Source organism: Ruegeria sp. EL01 (assembly GCF_900313035.1).
Taxonomy (GTDB): domain Bacteria; phylum Pseudomonadota; class Alphaproteobacteria; order Rhodobacterales; family Rhodobacteraceae; genus Ruegeria.
Map to the genome: position 1 here is coordinate 355,227 of NZ_OMPS01000048.1, position 17,356 is coordinate 372,582.

The following is a 17,356-nucleotide window of genomic DNA, read 5'->3' on the forward strand; positions in this document are numbered from 1 at the left end:
AGTTAGCTTGCAATTTAAGGAAAGTTGCAAAGGCACCTCATGGGCACCCAGAAACTCTATGCTGGCGCGAAACTACGCGAAATGCGCACACGCCTGACCCTCACACAACGTGAGTTTGCGTCAAAACTTGGCGTCTCACTGCCCTACCTGAACCAGATGGAAAACAACAACCGACCGATATCAACCACGGTTGTTCTGGCACTGGCGCAGGAATTCGGGATGGACGTCACCGAACTCAGCACAGGTGACAGCGAGCGTCTGGTCTCGGATATGCGCGAAGCGCTGGCGGACCCGGTTTTTGCGGATGCCCTTCCCCCATTGGCGGATCTGCGTTTGACCGCCTCAAATGCTCCGGCACTTGCGCGGGCCTTTATCGAATTGCACAGAACATATCGCCAGACCCATGAACGCCTTGCATCACTGGACGAGGCATTGGGTCGGGAAGATGCCCGTATTCAGGCCAGCCCATGGGAGGAGGTGCGCGATTTCTTCCACTATTGCGACAACTACATCGATGCGATGGATCGCGCTGCTGAGCTGTTTGCAAACCGTGCCGATGGTCCCGGTGGCATCCGTCAGGCTGCACTGAACAGCCTGTCCGAACGTGGAATACAGGTCATCTTTTCAGACATTGGGTCCTTGCGTAGCTACGACACCGAAAGCAGGATTTTGCGCCTGTCGTCCCGCGCCGAGCCACAAACCCAAGTGTTTCAACTGCTGCTTCAGGTCGCTTTGATCAGTCAGGACAAGCTGCTTGAGGCAACATTGGACTTTGCCAAGTTTCAAAGTGAAGAGGCACGATCTATCGCCAAGATCGGTTTGGCGAACTACTTTGCAGGGGCGTCCCTGATGCCCTACGCCGCCTTTCTGGCCGCAGCCCAAGAAGACCGTCACGATCTGGAATTGCTCAGCAATCGGTTCGGCGCTTCAATCGAACAAGTGGCCCATCGCCTGTCCACCTTGCAAAGACCGGGCGCCAAAGGCATTCCGTTCTTCTTCGTTCGGGTCGATCAGGCGGGAACCATCACCAAACGACACTCGGCCACGCGTCTGCAATTTGCACGTTTTGGCGGGGCTTGCCCATTGTGGAACGTACATCGCGCTTTCGAAACACCCGGTCACTTCCTGCTGCAACTTGCGGAAACCCCGGACGGGGTGCGCTATATCTCCCTGGCACGAGACGTGTCAAAATCGGGTGGGTCTTTCGGTGCGCCTGTGCGCCGATATGCCATCGCCTTGGGATGCGAAGTACGGCACGCCCAGGCGTTGGTCTATGCCGACAACCTCGATATCAACAAAGCCAGCGCCTATGAACCAATTGGCATTTCCTGCCGTATTTGCGAGCGGCAGAACTGTCACCAGCGCTCGGTTCCACCGCTCGAACGACGCTTGACGATCGACATGCATACCCGCGGCACACTTCCCTACGAAGTCACCTGATCTTCATCTGGCCCTACATATCCAGAGGGAGGCGCGGTTTGCCACGACGGGGGCAGAGCCCCCGCCCCTTTTGTCAGGCTCTCGCCAAGATCCCCCAAATCTCGTCCTTGAGGGCCGCCCGCTTTTTGCGCAACTCGACCTCTGCCAGCTCCTCCATCGGCTCGACATGTGTTTCAGCCCTGTGCACGACGCGGTTGACCTCGTGATACTCGTCTGCCAGCCGGGCAAAATGTGCGTCCGACTGCTTGAGTTGGCTCATCAGTTCTGTCTTGTCGGGAAATTCTTCGGCCAGTTCATGCGGGGTGTGAGACATACCTGAGCGCTCCTTGATCTATCGTTGCAATCCACTGCTAAAGGTGTTGTCGACATACCTCTTTGACCCCGATCAAGTTGCGTAGAAAAACCGGTGACATTTAGCGGGCTGCCTTGCGCCACCCTGCTGCTGCGGCTTCGGCCTCAGAGCAAAACCATCGCTCTTCTCTGCTCAAGCTGATCCGGGTTTTCGAATAGTGTTTCTGCCCCGGCGCGTGATAGATACGTTCGCCAGCAGATGAGATGTTGCCCTTGATCCGGCAAGGCCCGGACAATTGCGCAGTACCAGACGCCCGGTGCACCCACGGCTGAACATGCGCGCTGTGCAATCCTGCACGCTCTGACGCCGCAAGGGCCTCCTCTGGCGCATAATCCGTCGAGTACTTACGATAAGCAAAGGCTAACCCGTGGCGCACAAGCTCACGCCCAACGTCCCGTCCTATGACCCGACACCGCGCAACCACGCGGCCATATCGATCCCGATCCAGTGGAGTGCACTGAGCAGATTTTCCATGAAACCGTCGACGCACTTCTTGGGTCACCAAATTCCCACAGACCCAGGCTGTGTCGTCGTTCGTTTCGCAGTTCTGACCCAGCTCCGGCGCGTCTATGCCATGCAATCGTACTCGAACATCGCCCACATACCATGTGTCGGCATCGATAACATTCACAGGCCCTTCAACCAGATCAGCCGCGATAGCCAGAGACGGGGCGAACAAAACGAAAGCCAAACAAAACCTTAACATGCCCCCGATATGCGCCCGGATACCGGCACGTTCAACAGGGGCTGTTCACAAGGGTTAACGCTGTGCGGCCGCCCACCCCGGATGGATCCAGGGACGATCATTGGCTTTGGGCAAAGGACCCTTGCCCAACAGAGAATCGGACATTTTCTCACCAACCATGATGGACGGTGCATTCAGGTTGCCATTGGTGATCTGAGGGAAAATCGAACTGTCCGCGACCCGCAGACCCTCCACACCAACAACACGGCCTTGCGGATCGACAACAGTGTTCTTGTCATCTGCGCGCCCCATCCGGCAGGTGCCACAAGGGTGATAAGCGCTTTCGGCGTGCTCGGCGATAAAGTCATTCAACTCTTTATCCGTCTGTACACCAACGCCCGGTTGAATTTCCTTGCCAGCATAAGGCTTGAAAGCCTCCTGCCCAAAGATCTCGCGGGTCAGGCGGATACAGTTTCGGAAATCTTCCCAGTCTTCCTCGTGGCTCATGTAGTTAAACCGGATGACCGGGGCATCTTCGGGCCGCGCTGAACGCAACGTGACCGCACCGCGCGAAGGTGAGCGCATCGGGCCGACATGGGCCTGGAACCCATGCCCTTCTGCGGCAACCTGGCCATCATAGCGCACTGCGATAGGCAGAAAGTGATACTGGATGTCAGGATATTCTACGCCCGGCTTCGATCGGATGAACGCCGCGCTTTCGAACTGGTTCGACGCGCCAAGCCCCGTCTTGGTGAACAACCATTGCGCCCCGATCAGTCCTTTGCTGAACAGGTTCCAATGCTTATAGAGCGTGATTGGCTGCAACGAGGCCTGCTGGATGTAAAGCTCCAAATGGTCTTGAAGATTGGCACCAACGCCCGGGCGATCCGCAACAACATCGATCCCGTGCTCGGCCAGATGCGCTGCCGGGCCAATCCCGGACAACATCAACAGCTTCGGGGAGTTGATTGAAGAGGATGCAAGAACCACCTCGCGGCGCGCGCGGATGATTTCCTTTTGGCCACCACGGATCAGTTCGACCCCGGTTGCGCGCCCGTCGTCCAGGACCACGCGCGTTGCCAACCCCCGCACCAGATCGCAGTTCTCGCGCTTGAGCGCCGGTTTCAGATAGGCATTTGCCGCAGACCAGCGCCGTCCCTTCCAGACGGTCTGCTCCATCGGGCCAAAGCCCTCCTGCTTTTCACCGTTGTAGTCACCGGTGACCTCGTATCCCGCCTGCTGCCCTGCATCGACAAAGGCCTGAAACAACGGGTTTTGCCGGGGACCGCGCGACACATGCAGCGGGCCATCGGTTCCGCGCCAAGTCGGGTCCCCTCCATGGCCACCGTCGTGCCATGTCTCCATACGTTTGTAGTAGGGCAAGACGTCAGCATAAGACCACCCGTCGGCCCCCATCTCCGCCCATGTGTCGAAATCTCGGGCATGGCCGCGCACATAGACCATCCCGTTGATCGACGATGACCCACCGATCACCTTTCCCCGCGGGCACGCCAGCCGACGGTTGTTCAGATGCGGTTCCGGCTCGGAATGGTAGCCCCAGTCATAGCGTGACATGTTCATTGGATAGCTCAAGGCTGCAGGCATCTGAATGAATGGTCCGATATCCGAGCCTCCATGCTCGATAACCAAAACCGACGCGCCTGCTTCGCTTAGGCGATAAGCCATCGCGCAACCCGCGGACCCGGCGCCCACGATGACGAAATCTGCTTCCATTCTTACGACTCCTTGTACCGCCGAAACATGTCGGAACGCCTTCGGCGAGAGTATTTTTGAAAAGATGAAGAGGTTACTCCCCGCGCGGGAAGCGGGCATTTTCCTCGACGATATTCAGGTCCATGTGATTGCGCATGTAGCGTTCGGACGCTTTTTGCAGTGGCTGGTAATCCCACGGGTAATAGCCGCCCTGCCGCAGCGCCCCGTACACGACCCAGCGGCGGGCCTGGCTGGCGCGTACGTCAGCGTCAAACCGATCCAGATCCCATCGGGCCTCGGACTTCGCGCGCAAGGTGGTCAAAGTGCCCGAATGTTCCGGACTGTCAGCGAGATTTATCATTTCGTTCGGGTCTTCGTCCAAATCGAACAGCTGGTCGGGGTCCAGATCGCACCGATTGTACTTCCATTTTCCGTAACGCAAGGACACCAAGGGGGCGTACGAAGCTTCGGCCGCATATTCCATGGCAACAGGGGCGGCGCGTTCAATCCCCTTTACCAACGGGACCAGGTCTTCGCCATCCGTCCAAGGCGCGATTTCCGCCATGTCGACACCGGCAAGTGAACCCAACGTAGGGGTGACATCGATGGTTGATACCGGGGTATCGATCCGACCAGGCGGCAGGTCCGGCGCAGAGATCATCAACGGCACCCTTGCCGAGCCCTCATAGAAGGTCATTTTGAACCACAAGCCCCGCTCGCCCAGCATGTCGCCGTGATCGGAAACAAACAGAATGGTTGCGTCTTGCCGGGTCGTTTCCAACACGTCCAGGATCTCGCCAATCTTGTCATCGAGATAGGAAATATTGGCAAAATAAGCGCGACGAGACTTCCGGATGTCTTCTTCGGTGATGTCGAAGCTTCGCCAATCGTTGGCGTCGAAAATCCGCTGCGAATGAGCATCCTGATTATCATAGCCAAGATCCGCGACCTCGGGCAGTAGGTGCTCGCAGTCTTCGTACAGGTCCCAGTACTTCCGCCGCGCCACATAAGGATCATGCGGGTGCGTGAAACTGACGGTAAGGCACCAGGGTCGGTCATCCTTGCCGCGTGCCAGATCGTAAAGCTTGGCCTTCGCGTTGTAGGCGACCTCGTCATCGTATTCCATTTGGTTCGAGATTTCGGCGACACCTGCGCCGGTCACCGAGCCCATATTGTGATACCACCAATCGATCCGCTCGCCGGGTTTGCGATAGTCCGGGGTCCAGCCGAAATCGGCCGGGTAGATATCGGTCGTCAGGCGGTCTTCGAACCCATGCATCTGGTCCGGCCCGACGAAATGCATCTTGCCCGACAGGCAGGTGTAATAGCCTGCGCGACGCAAATGGTGGGCATAGGTTGGAATGTCACTGCGGAACTCGGCCGCATTGTCATAAACCCCTGTGCGCGACGGCAACTGACCCGACATAAAACTGGCCCGCCCCGGCGCGCACAGCGGCGATGCGGTGTACGCATTGGTAAAGCGGGTCGATCGCTGCGCCAGTTTCTTCAGGTTCGGTGCATGCAGCCAGTCTGCGGGACCGTCCGGAAAGAGGGTACCGTTCAACTGATCCACCATCAGGATCAGAATGTTTGGCTTTGTCATTTTTCGGCCTCGAGCAAAGTGTTGAGGACACGCAGCGCGTGGTTTACCGCCAGTTGCGGTTCTTTCGGAGCGCTAAGGGCGGCGCGAATGTACAAGCCATCAATCAACGCGATCATGTTCTCGGCCGCCTCGACGGGATCCTCCATGAGGGGGCGCAAAGCATAGATCAGGTTGGATCTGATACGCGCCTGATAGATCTGCCACAGGCGCAATGCATCGTCATTGGTTTGCGCCAGAACATAGAAGGTCATCCAGGCTGCAATCGCATCGGGGGTGAAACAAGATGGTGCGAAACAAGCCCGGATGATGGCTTGGGCCCTTTGATCCGGCGCGGCCTCTTTTAACTCGCTGCGGGCTTCCTGGGCAAAATCTGCCAGAATCTGTCGCATCGCCGCCAGAAATATCTGATCTTTTCCGCCGAAGTAGTGATGTGCCAGCGCGCTTGACATACCGGCGCGTTTGGCAATCTGACTGACAGTTACATCAAGGGATTTTTTCACGCCCAGTTCAGCGATCGTCGCACGAACGATCGCGTTACGGCGAATTGGCTCCATTCCGACTTTTGGCATCGCTACCCCCTGAACACGCGCTATAGGGGCGAACGCTATGCGGTTTTTATTGACTCGTCAATCAATAACGACCTGCACTATGCCACGCTATAGCTTTGGCGCAATAGTTGGGGGCGTCAAGTCTTGTCGGTTCAGTACCGCCTCGCGCCAGGAAATAAAGCTGACCGCAGCAAGGATCAGTGTTCCGCCGGAAATCACCCAGATATCGACACCTTCGTGAAACACTGCAGCGCCCAGCGCCGTCGCCCAGATAAGCTGAAGAAACGTAACGGGTTGCGTGACGGCCACAGGGGCTGCCTGCAGGGCAAGTGTCATGAAGTAGTGACCGGCTGTTGCAAAACTGGCGACCAAAAACAGCACTCCCAGATCGCGCAGGCTGGGCGGGCTCCAAACGGCGATGGCAAACGGGATCAAAGCGATGGTCACCCAAATCGACAAATGTGCCACAACAACAGAAGGTGGGATGTCCCGCACCAGTAACTTGGCCAACAGATATGATCCACCCAAAGCCAGCGCTGTTCCCAGCATGGCAAGGTGACCTGCCGACACCTCTCGGAAACCGGGGCGCAGGACGATCAGAACCCCGACCAAAGCGACCACAATCGCGGCGATGCGACGGATGGCCAGTTTCTCTCCCAAAAACAGCGCCGCGCCAAGGGTGACATAGACGGGCGTCATGTAGTTCATGGCCGTGACCTCGGCCAATGGGATTTTGGTCATGGCAAAAAACCATAACATCACGGCCGCCGCGTGGATAACGCCGCGAAGTCCGAACAGTGTTAGATGTCGGGTCGTCAGATGCGTTTTCATGATCAGGCGCAGCGCAGGCAACACGAAAACCAGCCCCAGGACATAGCGCAGAAAGGCCGCCTGAATGGGATCCATTGTGGTTCCAAGGGATTTCACAAGCGCTGTCATTACGACAAAAGACAGTCCGGCGGTGAACATCCAGAACATCGCCGCAATCGGGCGCGATGAGGCAGCAAGTGTTGTCATGGCCATGGTTGAACACGGAAATCTGCGCAGGAACAACCCTTCACATGACAACAAGTTTCAAAGCGATACCCAGCATGACGACGCCGATCACGACATCCAGAACCTGCCAGGCACGCGGCCGCGCGAAAACAGGTGTCAAAACAGCCGCTCCGTAGCCCAGAGAGAAGAAGAAGACAAAGCTGGACAGCACCGCGCCAATTGCGAACCCCAGCCGGTCGTCGTACTGCGCCGAAATCGACCCAATCAGGACAACTGTATCCAGATAAACATGTGGATTCAGCCAGGTGAAGGCCAAGACGGTCAGCAATACGGTGCGAAGACTGGTACGGTGACCTTCGCCAACCTTCATGACCGACCCGCCCTGCCAGGCGGACCAGAAGCTGCGCAAGCCGTACCATAGCAAGAAAGTTGCGCCGCCATAGCGCATCACGGTTTCAAACCAGGGTACCGTCTGTGACAGAGTGCCAAAACCAGCCACGCCAGCGCCGATCAGGATCGAGTCAGACACAGCGCAGGTCAGACACAGCACGAATACATGCTCACGCCGCAGACCTTGTCGCAGGACAAATGCGTTTTGCGCACCAATGGCAAGGATCAAGCTGAAGCCAAGTGCAAACCCGGCGACCAGAGATGTGGACATGAAACCTCCTGTGTTCGAGGCATTTGACTAAAGCCTGCCCAACGATCTATCAAATTAAAGATGCTTACCTGAAATAAGTTTGGCTAATGTTACTCGACCCACACCATCTTTCTGCTCTGTCCGCGATTTTGCGCTACGGCAGTTTTGACGCGGCAGCGTCGGAACTGGCTGTCACTCCTTCGGCGATTTCCCAACGGATCAAAGCTTTGGAAGATCGTGTCGGCGCATCACTGATCAACCGAGGATTGCCCTGCACCGGAACACCGGCAGGGTTGCGCATCGCAGGATACGCCGAAGATATTGGCCTGCTCGAAGCGCAGTTATCGCGTGAATTGGCCCTGGAGCAGGGGGCAGGCCCCGCCCGCGTCAGGATCGCTGTGCCAGCTGACAGTCTGGCGACGTGGTTCATTGACGCGATGTCCCAAACCCGGGATATGATGTTTGACCTGATTGTCGACGATCAGGACCATTCTGCAGATTGGTTGCGACGTGGTGAAGTGAGCGCGGCCGTCACTGTCGGTGGCCAGACCGTTTCCGGTTGCGACGCTGTGGCGCTTGGCGCAATGCGATATCTGCCCACGGCCAGCCCCGGTTTTGTAAACACATGGTTCAGAAACGGCGTCACTGCCAAAACGCTAAATCAGGCACCAAGCCTGACATTCAATCGCAAGGATGGCCTTCAAAATGCATGGATTAAGGCTCAGACAGGTACTCGCCTCTCGCCTCCGACACATTTCATGCCGTCCTCGCACGCATTTGTCGAAGCCGGCATCGCCGGGCTGGGATGGGGCATGAACCCAGAAGAGCTGGTTCGCGCGCCGATCAAAGACGGACAATTGCGCTCGATCACCCCGAATGCACATCTGGATGTTATGTTGACATGGCAGGTTGGCCGCATTCTCGCTCCTGCGCTTATGCCACTTACGTGTGCCGTCCAGAATGCCGCGGCAAAAGTCCTGATCCCTCCGGTCAAGGCCGAACGATTCCGCTAAGAATGCTCCGGTTCTTTGGTTTCGGGAACAACAATGCGATAACATGCAACACTGGCCACCAAACTGGCCAAGACGATAAGATCAATCGCCAACGCAACTTCGTGTAGATGCGCGATACCGGCCAGTGCGGCCGAGATAACAACACCGGTCACGCGAACGATACTTTTGACTGCCGCTGCCCCCTGAACACGTTGGGCTTTGGGTGCGACATCCAGAAAATACAACTTGCGAGCACTGGTAATGCCCGTCACGGCGACCGTGACGACAAACAAAGCTATCGCATGCAAGTGCACGTCGTGGTCCAAGTGAAAATAGTGAAAGCCCAGCAAAATCGCACCCGTGACGGCCACCATGAGCGTTCCGGTCACCATGACCGCGCGATGAGATTTCATGTTCACGAGCTGCCACAACGGTGCGGAAACAAGGTATCCCGATGCTGAGGAGACGATTAACGCCGTCAGGCCCCGGGTTGACTCATGATGGGCTTCGGCGGCGATCAGAGCAAAAAACGGCACCGACAGAGAAACAAAGACCAGAGGTAAGCGCATAACCATGTATCGCCTGAACCAGGCGTGATCGAACATCCCCACGATGCCTTTGATGTTTGCAGAAAGGGACAGTTTCGGTGCCGGTTTTGACACTTGAGATTGCTGATCGCGTTGCCCAACCTCGGACATCGCCAGGATGGAAAGCGCCGACAGCATGAAAAAGGCGAAAGATACCGCGATAACAGTGGAATGTCGGGAAAACGGGGGATTTCCCTTGGTGATCTCATGGACCAACAAGGCAAGCCCGATGGCCCCCAAACCACCAACCCCCAGTTGCACATAACGCATGATCATCCGGGATTTCGACTGCACATGATCCCCAAGCAGGTCCGCATACATCAGGCCCTGACTCTCGTCAAACAGGCCAATCAGGAAAAACATCGATACAAAAGCCACGGCGATCAAAGGCACAACACCAGTCGCGGCAACGGCAATCGCCAGTATCAGACACACGCCAACCGCAACTTCGGTCAGCGCAATTCCGCGTTTCTTTTGCTGTTTTGCGGCAAGCATCTGGGCCAGAAAGACATCGGCTATCATACTGCCAACCATGCGCACAGACACCAACGCCCCGGCTATGAACATTGGAAGTTCGAACGACACCGCAAGAAACGGCAGCACGACCGAAGGGCTGCCCAAGGTCCAAGCAACCTGAGACAGGATACTCTGGCCAGTCAGAACCGGAACATTGCGTTTTGCGAGACTCGGGGGAACTTCTACCATCGGTATGACTTCAAGATCCGGCACGGCAGTTCTTTGGCCGCGTGCTCCTCTTCTCCGTTAGGTGCTGAACGTCAGACTATAGGGTTCTGTAGGTCCGGCCAATCATCGATCAGACCCAGTCACAAAAAAACCCGGCCATTCAGGCCGGGTTCTTATCATACCAAAAGTGACCGGGTCAGAGCTGTGCCATGACTTCGTCTGTTGCCTCAAAGTTAGTGGTGACGCGCTGAACGTCGTCATCATCTTCCAAGGCATCAACCAGCTTCATCAGGCGCTGCATGTCTTCCAGGCCCAGCTCGGTCGTGGTCATGGGTTTCCAGACCAGCTTGGTCGATTCCGTTTCGCCCAGCGCGGTCTCAAGCACGCTCGAGACGTCGTTCAGATCAGTATCTGCACACCAGATGATGTGACCATCATCCGAGCTTTCGACATCTTCGGCGCCCGCTTCGATTGCCGCCTCGAAAATCGTATCGGCATCCCCCGCTGACAGCGGATAGACGACCTCTCCCTTACGTTCGAACATGAAACCGACAGATCCGGTCTCACCCAGGTTGCCGCCGTTTTTGGAGAAGGTTGACCGTACCGTTGATGCGGTCCGGTTGCGATTGTCCGTCATCGTTTCGACAATCACGGCCACAGCGTTGGGGCCGTAACCTTCGTACCGGATTTCTTCGTACTCGTCGCCTTCGCCCGCAACCGATTTCTTGATCGCGCGGTCGATTACGTCCTTGGGGACTGAATTTGACTTGGCTTCTTTCACCGCCAAACGAAGACGCGGATTCTTTTCGGGATCGGGATCGCCCATCTTGGCGGCGACGGTGATCTCTTTCGACAGTTTGGAAAACAGCTTGGACCGCGCGGCGTCCTGACGCCCCTTGCGGTGCTGGATGTTGGCCCATTTGGAATGGCCGGCCATGGCATACTCCTGTCGCGTTCTGTAGTCCCGGGTCTATTACGCAAGGATGGGTGCGATTTCAATAGGAGCCGCACCCATTGCCAGCATGCACAATGCCCGCCGTAGCGGGTTTACATGTGTTCCGATCATCTACAGCGCGGGAATTAGGATCGTTTCGAACGCGACAACAAACGCAGGCCGCGTCGCAGCCGTGGGAAAATTCCCCTTCGCTTTGGCCAGTTTGTGCGGATAAGGTCCGCTCATGACGACAGATCAGATCATCCTTTTCGCGCTTTTCTTCACCGTCTTCGGCATGCTTCTTTGGGGCCGCTTTCGATACGACCTTGTTGCATTCTCGGCGTTGATGGTCGGCGTGGTGCTGGGCGTTGTGCCTGTCGATGATGCATTTGCAGGGTTCGGGCACCCGGCCACGATCATCGTTGCACTTGTCCTGGTGGTTTCAGCCGGGCTGGTCAGATCCGGTGCAGTGTTCCTGATCACCCGCACGCTGGTTGATGCCTCTCGTGGGCTTGGAGCACATATTGCCCTTATGGGTGGAATCGGAGCGGTGCTGTCGGCATTCATGAACAACGTGGCTGCGCTGGCCCTATTGATGCCCGTCGACATCCAGACCGCGCGCAAAGCAGGGCGGTCAGTGGGCCTGACGCTGATGCCGTTAAGCTTTGCCACCATTCTGGGCGGCATGGCGACACTGATCGGAACCCCGCCCAACATCATCATTGCCTCGATCCGAGCAGAGACGCTGGGTGAGCCGTTTCGCATGTTCGACTTCGCACCGGTCGGTGGCATAGCTGCAATCGCCGGGCTGGCCTTTGTCTCTCTGATCGGCTGGCGGCTGATCCCAAACCGGGGCCCGCAAACGGAAACCTCCGAAGTTCTGGCTGAATACATCGCGGAATTGACCCTGCCGCCAGACTCTCAGCATATCGGTAAGCGTGTCAGCGAACTTTATGAGACGGCTGAGAAATCTGACGTGGCGATCATCGGGCTGATCCGGGATGGTAAACGCCGCTATGGGCGGTCGACCCACGCAACGCTGAAAGAAGGCGACGCGCTTGTTCTTGAGGCGCGCCCCGAAGCGCTGGATGAATTTCGTGCGGCATTGAATCTGGACTTTTCAGATACGCGCCGACAGGAGTTGCTGACCGCCGATGGAGATGGGCTTGAGGTGATCGAGGTGGTGGTGCCGGAAAACGCCCGCATCGCTGGGCGCACGGCGCAGGGTCTGGGCCTTGCCTGGCGTCAGAGCACCGTGCTTATGGGCATGTCGCGACAGGGCCTTCGCATCACCGAGCAAGTCCGCAAGACCGAGGTTGAAGCCGGCGACATCCTGCTGTTGCTCTGCCCCCGTGATCGTGGCGCTGACGTTACAGATTGGCTGGGCTGTCTGCCGTTGGCGCAGCGCGGCCTGAACGTCACGGCCAACAACAAGGCTTGGCTTGCCATTGGGCTGTTCGCCGCCGCGGTGCTGGCGGCAAGCATCGGACTGATCTATCTGCCAGTTGCGTTGGGGCTGGTTGTGGTGGCCTATGTTCTGACCAAGATCATGCCCATCGCCGATCTATACAATCATATCGAATGGCCGGTCGTGGTTTTGCTGGGGTCCATGATCCCATTGGGCAGTGCGCTGGAGACATCCGGCGGGACCGAGCTTATTGCAAATGCTCTGATCCAGTTGACCGATGGTCTGCCGGCCTGGGCCATATTGACCGTGCTGATGGTTGTCACCATGACACTGTCAGATGTTTTGAATAATACGGCCACAGCAATCGTGGCAGCACCGGTGGGGATTCAAATGGCACGGGCTTTGGACGTGTCACCTGATCCGTTCCTGATGACGGTCGCAGTGGCGGCCTCGGCAGCGTTCCTGACACCCATCGGGCATAAGAATAACACGCTCGTGCTGGGTCCTGGCGGATATCGGTTCGGGGATTATTGGCGTATGGGACTGCCCTTGGAAATTCTGATCATCTCGGTGTCGGTCCCTGCCATCCTTGTGTTCTGGCCGCTCTGAAGGATAAAGGCAGCGCATGAAACGCTTTTTGATCTTACAACTGCGCCCGGAAACAGATGCCTCGGATGCCGAGTATGCCGCGATCCTGGATAAAACCGGATTGCTGCCAGACCAAACCCATCGCATTCGTCTGGATTGCGAGGATCTGCCCGATGGGTTGGATGTCACTGACTATGCGGGCGTCATTGTCGGCGGCGGTCCCGGATGCGTCAGCGATGATCTGGCGACAAAATCGCATTTGGATGCAAAGATCGAAAACACCATCATGAACTTGATGCCGCAGATCACACGGCACGATCATCCTTTCATGGGCTGCTGCTATGGGCTGGGTATTCTGGCAGCGCATTTGGGCGGAGAGGTCAGCAAGGATCAATTCGGTGAACCTGTCGGCCCGTCGACTTGCCGACTGACCGATGACGGAACGGCTGATCCGTTGACCGCAGGGCTGGCACCGGAATTCGACGCCTTTGTGGGCCATAAAGAGGCTGTTCAGGGCCTACCCGACGGATGCGTACATCTGTTGGCGTCAGATCCCTGCCCTATACAAATGATCCGCTGGGGGCAGAACGTTTATGCCACCCAATTCCACCCCGAAGCAGACGCTGGAGACTTTGAACAGCGCATCAATATCTACAAACATCATGGCTACTTCCCACCCGAGGATGCTCAACTTCTGATCGATACCTGCAAGGCGGCGGATGTCACCCAACCCGGCGAAATCCTGCGTCGCTTTGCCGAGCGTTACGCCTGACCCAACGGAGCGGTTGCCGGTTGGGTCCCTGCTCGACTAGGTTGATCTGACACGACTTTGGGAGGGGTTGTTCTTGGATCTACTTATAAGCGTCGGCCTGCCGATTTCCCTGGCCATCATCATGTTGTCGCTGGGCATCGGACTAGAGATCGCGGATTTCCGGCGGGTCATCAGCCGTCGTTACCCCTTTGCAATCGGTGCGCTGTGTCAGGTCGTACTGCTGCCCGTCGTTGCATTTGCGACCGTCAAACTGTTTGGCCTTCCGCCCGAAATCGCAGTGGGGTTTATGCTACTCAGCTTTTGTCCCGGCGGTGTGACCAGCAACATCCTGTCCAAACTTGCCAAGGCGGATGTGGCTTTGTCAGTCAGCCTGACAGCCGTGATCAGCCTGCTTTCGATCCTGACGGTTCCCATTCTTGCTGCGTGGTCCATCAGCCACTTCATGGGCGAAGACGCACCAGACGTCTCGATCAGCGGGCTAGCGATTGCGATGTTCCTGATCACCACCCTGCCTGTGGCCGTCGGTGTGAGCGTTCGTCATTTTGCAACGGCCTTCGCCCAGAGGATCGATGCCCCACTGTCAAAACTGGCCGCCGCGCTGTTCGTTTTGATCGTCCTTGCTGCGCTGGCTGGGAACTGGCGGCTTTTTGTCGATAACCTCGGCATCATGGGCGCTGGATTGATTTCACTGAATGTCGCCCTGCTGTTGATCGGATTGGGACTGGCACGTGCCGCAAATCTGTCGTGGAACGAAAGCAAGACGATCTCAATCGAAACGGGCATTCAGAACTCGACTTTGGGCATTACGCTGGCTGCATTGATCACCGGAACAGAAAGCGGATTCAGCCCGCTGGCCCTTCCCTCGGCTGTGTACGGGATAACAATGTACGCCGTGGCGATTCCGTTCCTCGCCTGGTTCCGCAACCGCTGAAAGGACATTTGATGAGCAATAATACGGCAGATGCAATTGTCGTCGGCGGAGGCTTGGCCGGGTTGGCGGCCGCAGCAGAATTGGGTGATCGGGGCAAAAAGGTGATCATCGTCGATCAGGAACCCGCACATTTCCTGGGCGGTCAAGCATTCTGGAGCCTGGGCGGGCTGTTCATGGTCGACACGCCCGAACAACGCAGAATGGGCATCAAGGACAGTCACAGCCTTGCCCTTCGGGATTGGATGGGCAGCGCACAGTTTGATCGGGATGAGGACAACTGGCCCCGTCGGTGGGCCGAAGCCTATGTTGAATTTGCAGCCGGCGAGATGCGGCCTTGGCTGCACGAGATGGGAATACGCTGGTTTCCGGTTGTTGGTTGGGCTGAACGTGGCGGATCGTACGCGACCGGCCATGGAAACTCGGTCCCGCGTTTCCACATCACCTGGGGCACCGGACCGGGAATTCTGGAGCATTTCATTCGCCGGGTGCAGGAACATGTCAGCGCGGGTTTGATCCAGCTGAAGTTCCGCCATCAGGTCAGCCACCTCATTATGCAGAACGGCACCGCCAAAGGGGTCTCGGGCGAAATACTTGCTGATGATGCCGCTGTGCGCGGGAAAAAGACCAACCGAGACGAAGTCGGAGAGTTCGAAGTGTACGCACCGTCCATCATCGTCACGTCAGGTGGGATTGGTGGCAATTTTGAAATGGTGCGCAAAAACTGGCCACGAAACCGTTTGGGCGCGCCACCCAAAGACATGGTGGCGGGCGTCCCCTTCCATGTGGATGGCCGAATGATCGCGATCAGTGAAAAAGCGGGCGGCCATGTGATCAATGGCGATCGCATGTGGCACTATACCGAAGGCGTGAAGAACTGGGATCCGATCTGGCCCGACCACGGCATCCGTATCTTGCCCGGGCCAAGTTCGATGTGGTTTGACGCAACCGGCAACCGGCTGGAACCGCCCTGCCTGCCGGGGTTTGATACACTCGGGACGCTACGGGAAATTCTCAAAACGGGCTATGAATACAGCTGGTTTGTCCTGACTCAGAAAGTGATCAGGAAAGAGTTCGCTTTGTCCGGATCGGAACAGAATCCAGACTTTACTTCGGGCAGTTGGAAAGAGGTCATCCGCCAGCGCATCCTTTCAGGCTCCAAAGCGACGGCCCCGGTCGAAGCCTTCAAGGAGAAGGGCGAAGACTTCGTGGTGGCAAACACGCTGACTGAGCTGGTCAGTAGCATGAACCAACTTGGCGGTGGCCTGATCGACGAAAGCCACTTGCGCGCCCAGATCGAGGCCAGGGATTCTCAGGTCGATAATCCCTTTTCCAAAGATGCGCAGATGATGGCGATCCTTGCGGCGCGAAACTACCGCGGGGACAAGCTGATCCGCACGGCAAAACCCCACAAGTTCCTGGATCCGTCCAACGGCCCTCTGATCGCGGTGAAACTGCATGTTCTGACGCGCAAGACGCTGGGCGGGCTGCAAACCAACCTCGATAGTCAGATGATCGGGGCTGACGGGAAGGTCGTGCCCGGCTTGTTCGCAGCGGGCGAAGTGGCCGGCTTCGGCGGAGGCGGGTATCATGGGTACAACGCGCTGGAGGGGACATTCCTGGGCGGCTGCATCTTCTCAGGCCGCAATGCTGGACGATCCCGGGCTGTTGCCTGACGACGTGCGATCACTGTTTGCGTGAAAACTTGACGACCGCTTCGCCATTGGCATCCAGCAGAGCCAGCGCATTTCCCTGAACCGCATACGTGGTGACACGTTGCAACCCTTTTAGAAACTGCCGTTCGACCGCATCCAGTGGCGGTGGGCAGGCCATGAGTGTCGCGGCCATGTTATCCGGGAACTCGATTCGATTGCCAGAAACCTCGGCCTGCCCGTTGAAACGATTGCACCCTCCGAAACCGGAAAACGCGCCGCCCGTCGTAAATGAAAGCTCGGGGTGGCGATCGGTTTCAATCGGTGCACCATTCAACACCACAGCGGTCCATTGCGTGTCCTCAAGCATCACTTCCCCCTGCGCCTGGACCTGCACCATGGTTAGATCGACCGAGCGTTCAGCCCCGTTTGTCAGCACGGGATAAGCGGTATCCGTAGTGAACAGAAGTTTTTCACCCTGTGTGATCGAAGCCCTCAGGACGTAACTGTGATTGTCCTGAACAAGCGCGTCATCATAGCTCAGCTCAAACCCAGCGGGCACGCCGCTCAGCGCATATCGTTGTGCGGCGAGAGTGACGGCAGGTGCGTCGGCCAGCGAAACGTCTTGAAGTTCAACAAACAAGGTCGCGTCTGGAGGAACGGCGATCCGCTCGCGGTAGGTGGCCGACCCTTCGACCGTTCCTGTAAAGGCCGCGCTGGCGAGCGTGGCCAAAATCGCGGCACTGCCCAGTATTGAATGACGGGTTCCGAGCATGTTCAAATCTCCTTAGGCAATCACATCCAAAAGATCGTGCCTGATTGAACATATACAAG

16 protein-coding genes are annotated in these 17,356 nt (G+C 57.2%); 6 read left to right on the forward strand and 10 right to left on the reverse strand.

The window, feature by feature from the left end; genetic code table 11:
• Positions 1 to 39: 39 nt before the first annotated feature.
• Positions 40 to 1,440: a short-chain fatty acyl-CoA regulator family protein gene (locus D9K61_RS26020; RefSeq protein WP_120636097.1), complete on the forward strand. Its 1,401-nt coding sequence runs from the start codon at positions 40 to 42 to the stop codon at positions 1,438 to 1,440.
• A 73-nt stretch (positions 1,441 to 1,513) separates the two neighbouring features.
• Here the strand turns inward: D9K61_RS26020 and D9K61_RS26025 are convergent, their stop codons facing one another.
• From D9K61_RS26025 to D9K61_RS26055, 7 genes are all read right to left on the reverse strand, one after another.
• Entirely contained in the window at positions 1,514 to 1,753 is a 240-nt protein-coding gene (locus D9K61_RS26025; RefSeq protein WP_120636098.1) for a YdcH family protein, read from the reverse strand.
• A gap of 100 nt (positions 1,754 to 1,853) precedes the next feature.
• Entirely contained in the window at positions 1,854 to 2,498 is a 645-nt protein-coding gene (locus tag D9K61_RS26030) for a thermonuclease family protein (protein WP_120636099.1), read from the reverse strand.
• Between the two features lie 54 nt (positions 2,499 to 2,552).
• Entirely contained in the window at positions 2,553 to 4,211 is a 1,659-nt protein-coding gene (gene betA / locus D9K61_RS26035) for a choline dehydrogenase (protein WP_120636100.1), read from the reverse strand.
• Positions 4,212 to 4,284: 73 nt separating this feature from the next.
• Complete coding sequence (gene betC, locus D9K61_RS26040) at positions 4,285 to 5,793, reverse strand: choline-sulfatase (RefSeq protein WP_120636101.1); 1,509 nt, start codon at positions 5,791 to 5,793, stop codon at positions 4,285 to 4,287.
• Positions 5,790 to 6,362 carry a transcriptional regulator BetI gene (gene betI / locus D9K61_RS26045; protein ID WP_120636102.1) on the reverse strand — a complete coding sequence of 191 codons (573 nt, stop codon included), beginning with the start codon at positions 6,360 to 6,362 and terminating at the stop codon, positions 5,790 to 5,792. Before betI ends, betC begins: the two co-directional genes overlap by 4 nt.
• An 87-nt stretch (positions 6,363 to 6,449) precedes the next feature.
• Entirely contained in the window at positions 6,450 to 7,358 is a 909-nt protein-coding gene (locus D9K61_RS26050; RefSeq protein WP_120636211.1) for a DMT family transporter, read from the reverse strand.
• Positions 7,359 to 7,398: 40 nt separating this feature from the next.
• Positions 7,399 to 7,998: a LysE/ArgO family amino acid transporter gene (locus D9K61_RS26055; RefSeq protein ID WP_120636103.1), complete on the reverse strand. Its 600-nt coding sequence runs from the start codon at positions 7,996 to 7,998 to the stop codon at positions 7,399 to 7,401.
• Between the two features lie 86 nt (positions 7,999 to 8,084).
• On the opposite strand from D9K61_RS26055, the gene D9K61_RS26060 reads away from it, so the two are divergent.
• Entirely contained in the window at positions 8,085 to 8,990 is a 906-nt protein-coding gene (locus tag D9K61_RS26060; protein WP_120636104.1) for a LysR family transcriptional regulator ArgP, read from the forward strand.
• On the opposite strand, the gene D9K61_RS26065 is transcribed toward D9K61_RS26060, so the two are convergent.
• Together D9K61_RS26065 and D9K61_RS26070 are read right to left on the reverse strand one after the other, a co-directional pair.
• Complete coding sequence (locus D9K61_RS26065) at positions 8,987 to 10,261, reverse strand: permease (protein ID WP_120636105.1); 1,275 nt, start codon at positions 10,259 to 10,261, stop codon at positions 8,987 to 8,989. The two genes, D9K61_RS26060 and D9K61_RS26065, sit on opposite strands and share 4 nt — an antisense overlap.
• A 175-nt stretch (positions 10,262 to 10,436) precedes the next feature.
• Positions 10,437 to 11,177: a YebC/PmpR family DNA-binding transcriptional regulator gene (locus D9K61_RS26070; protein WP_120636106.1), complete on the reverse strand. Its 741-nt coding sequence runs from the start codon at positions 11,175 to 11,177 to the stop codon at positions 10,437 to 10,439.
• A 241-nt stretch (positions 11,178 to 11,418) separates the two neighbouring features.
• Between D9K61_RS26070 and D9K61_RS26075 the strand changes: the two genes are divergently transcribed.
• The 4 genes from D9K61_RS26075 (at position 11,419) to D9K61_RS26090 (ending at position 16,546) form a co-directional block, all read left to right on the forward strand.
• A complete protein-coding gene (locus tag D9K61_RS26075; protein WP_120636107.1) occupies positions 11,419 to 13,191 on the forward strand; it encodes an SLC13 family permease in 1,773 nt (590 codons plus the stop codon).
• 16 nt (positions 13,192 to 13,207) lie between these two features.
• Positions 13,208 to 13,942, forward strand: a complete 735-nt coding sequence (locus D9K61_RS26080) for a glutamine amidotransferase (RefSeq protein ID WP_120636108.1) — start codon at positions 13,208 to 13,210, stop codon at positions 13,940 to 13,942.
• Positions 13,943 to 14,015: 73 nt separating this feature from the next.
• Positions 14,016 to 14,873: a bile acid:sodium symporter family protein gene (locus tag D9K61_RS26085; protein WP_120636212.1), complete on the forward strand. Its 858-nt coding sequence runs from the start codon at positions 14,016 to 14,018 to the stop codon at positions 14,871 to 14,873.
• Positions 14,874 to 14,884: 11 nt separating this feature from the next.
• A complete protein-coding gene (locus tag D9K61_RS26090; protein WP_120636109.1) occupies positions 14,885 to 16,546 on the forward strand; it encodes an FAD-binding dehydrogenase in 1,662 nt (553 codons plus the stop codon).
• A gap of 10 nt (positions 16,547 to 16,556) precedes the next feature.
• Here D9K61_RS26090 and D9K61_RS26095 read toward each other — a convergent pair whose 3' ends face one another.
• Positions 16,557 to 17,297, reverse strand: coding sequence for a YbaY family lipoprotein (locus D9K61_RS26095; protein ID WP_120636110.1), 741 nt, complete (start codon positions 17,295 to 17,297; stop codon positions 16,557 to 16,559).
• Positions 17,298 to 17,356: the final 59 nt, after the last annotated feature.

Excerpts from the sequence above, each read along its gene's own strand:
- D9K61_RS26020 (WP_120636097.1), top strand. The coding sequence starts at position 40 with ATGGGCACCCAGAAACTCTATGCTGGCGCGAAACTACGCGAAATGCGC.
- D9K61_RS26025 (WP_120636098.1), bottom strand. The coding sequence starts at position 1,753 with ATGTCTCACACCCCGCATGAACTGGCCGAAGAATTTCCCGACAAGACA.
- D9K61_RS26030 (WP_120636099.1), bottom strand. The coding sequence starts at position 2,498 with ATGTTAAGGTTTTGTTTGGCTTTCGTTTTGTTCGCCCCGTCTCTGGCT.
- betA (WP_120636100.1), bottom strand. The coding sequence starts at position 4,211 with ATGGAAGCAGATTTCGTCATCGTGGGCGCCGGGTCCGCGGGTTGCGCG.
- betC (WP_120636101.1), bottom strand. The coding sequence starts at position 5,793 with ATGACAAAGCCAAACATTCTGATCCTGATGGTGGATCAGTTGAACGGT.
- betI (WP_120636102.1), bottom strand. The coding sequence starts at position 6,362 with ATGCCAAAAGTCGGAATGGAGCCAATTCGCCGTAACGCGATCGTTCGT.
- D9K61_RS26050 (WP_120636211.1), bottom strand. The coding sequence starts at position 7,358 with ATGACAACACTTGCTGCCTCATCGCGCCCGATTGCGGCGATGTTCTGG.
- D9K61_RS26055 (WP_120636103.1), bottom strand. The coding sequence starts at position 7,998 with ATGTCCACATCTCTGGTCGCCGGGTTTGCACTTGGCTTCAGCTTGATC.
- D9K61_RS26060 (WP_120636104.1), top strand. The coding sequence starts at position 8,085 with ATGTTACTCGACCCACACCATCTTTCTGCTCTGTCCGCGATTTTGCGC.
- D9K61_RS26065 (WP_120636105.1), bottom strand. The coding sequence starts at position 10,261 with ATGGTAGAAGTTCCCCCGAGTCTCGCAAAACGCAATGTTCCGGTTCTG.
- D9K61_RS26070 (WP_120636106.1), bottom strand. The coding sequence starts at position 11,177 with ATGGCCGGCCATTCCAAATGGGCCAACATCCAGCACCGCAAGGGGCGT.
- D9K61_RS26075 (WP_120636107.1), top strand. The coding sequence starts at position 11,419 with ATGACGACAGATCAGATCATCCTTTTCGCGCTTTTCTTCACCGTCTTC.
- D9K61_RS26080 (WP_120636108.1), top strand. The coding sequence starts at position 13,208 with ATGAAACGCTTTTTGATCTTACAACTGCGCCCGGAAACAGATGCCTCG.
- D9K61_RS26090 (WP_120636109.1), top strand. The coding sequence starts at position 14,885 with ATGAGCAATAATACGGCAGATGCAATTGTCGTCGGCGGAGGCTTGGCC.
- D9K61_RS26095 (WP_120636110.1), bottom strand. The coding sequence starts at position 17,297 with ATGCTCGGAACCCGTCATTCAATACTGGGCAGTGCCGCGATTTTGGCC.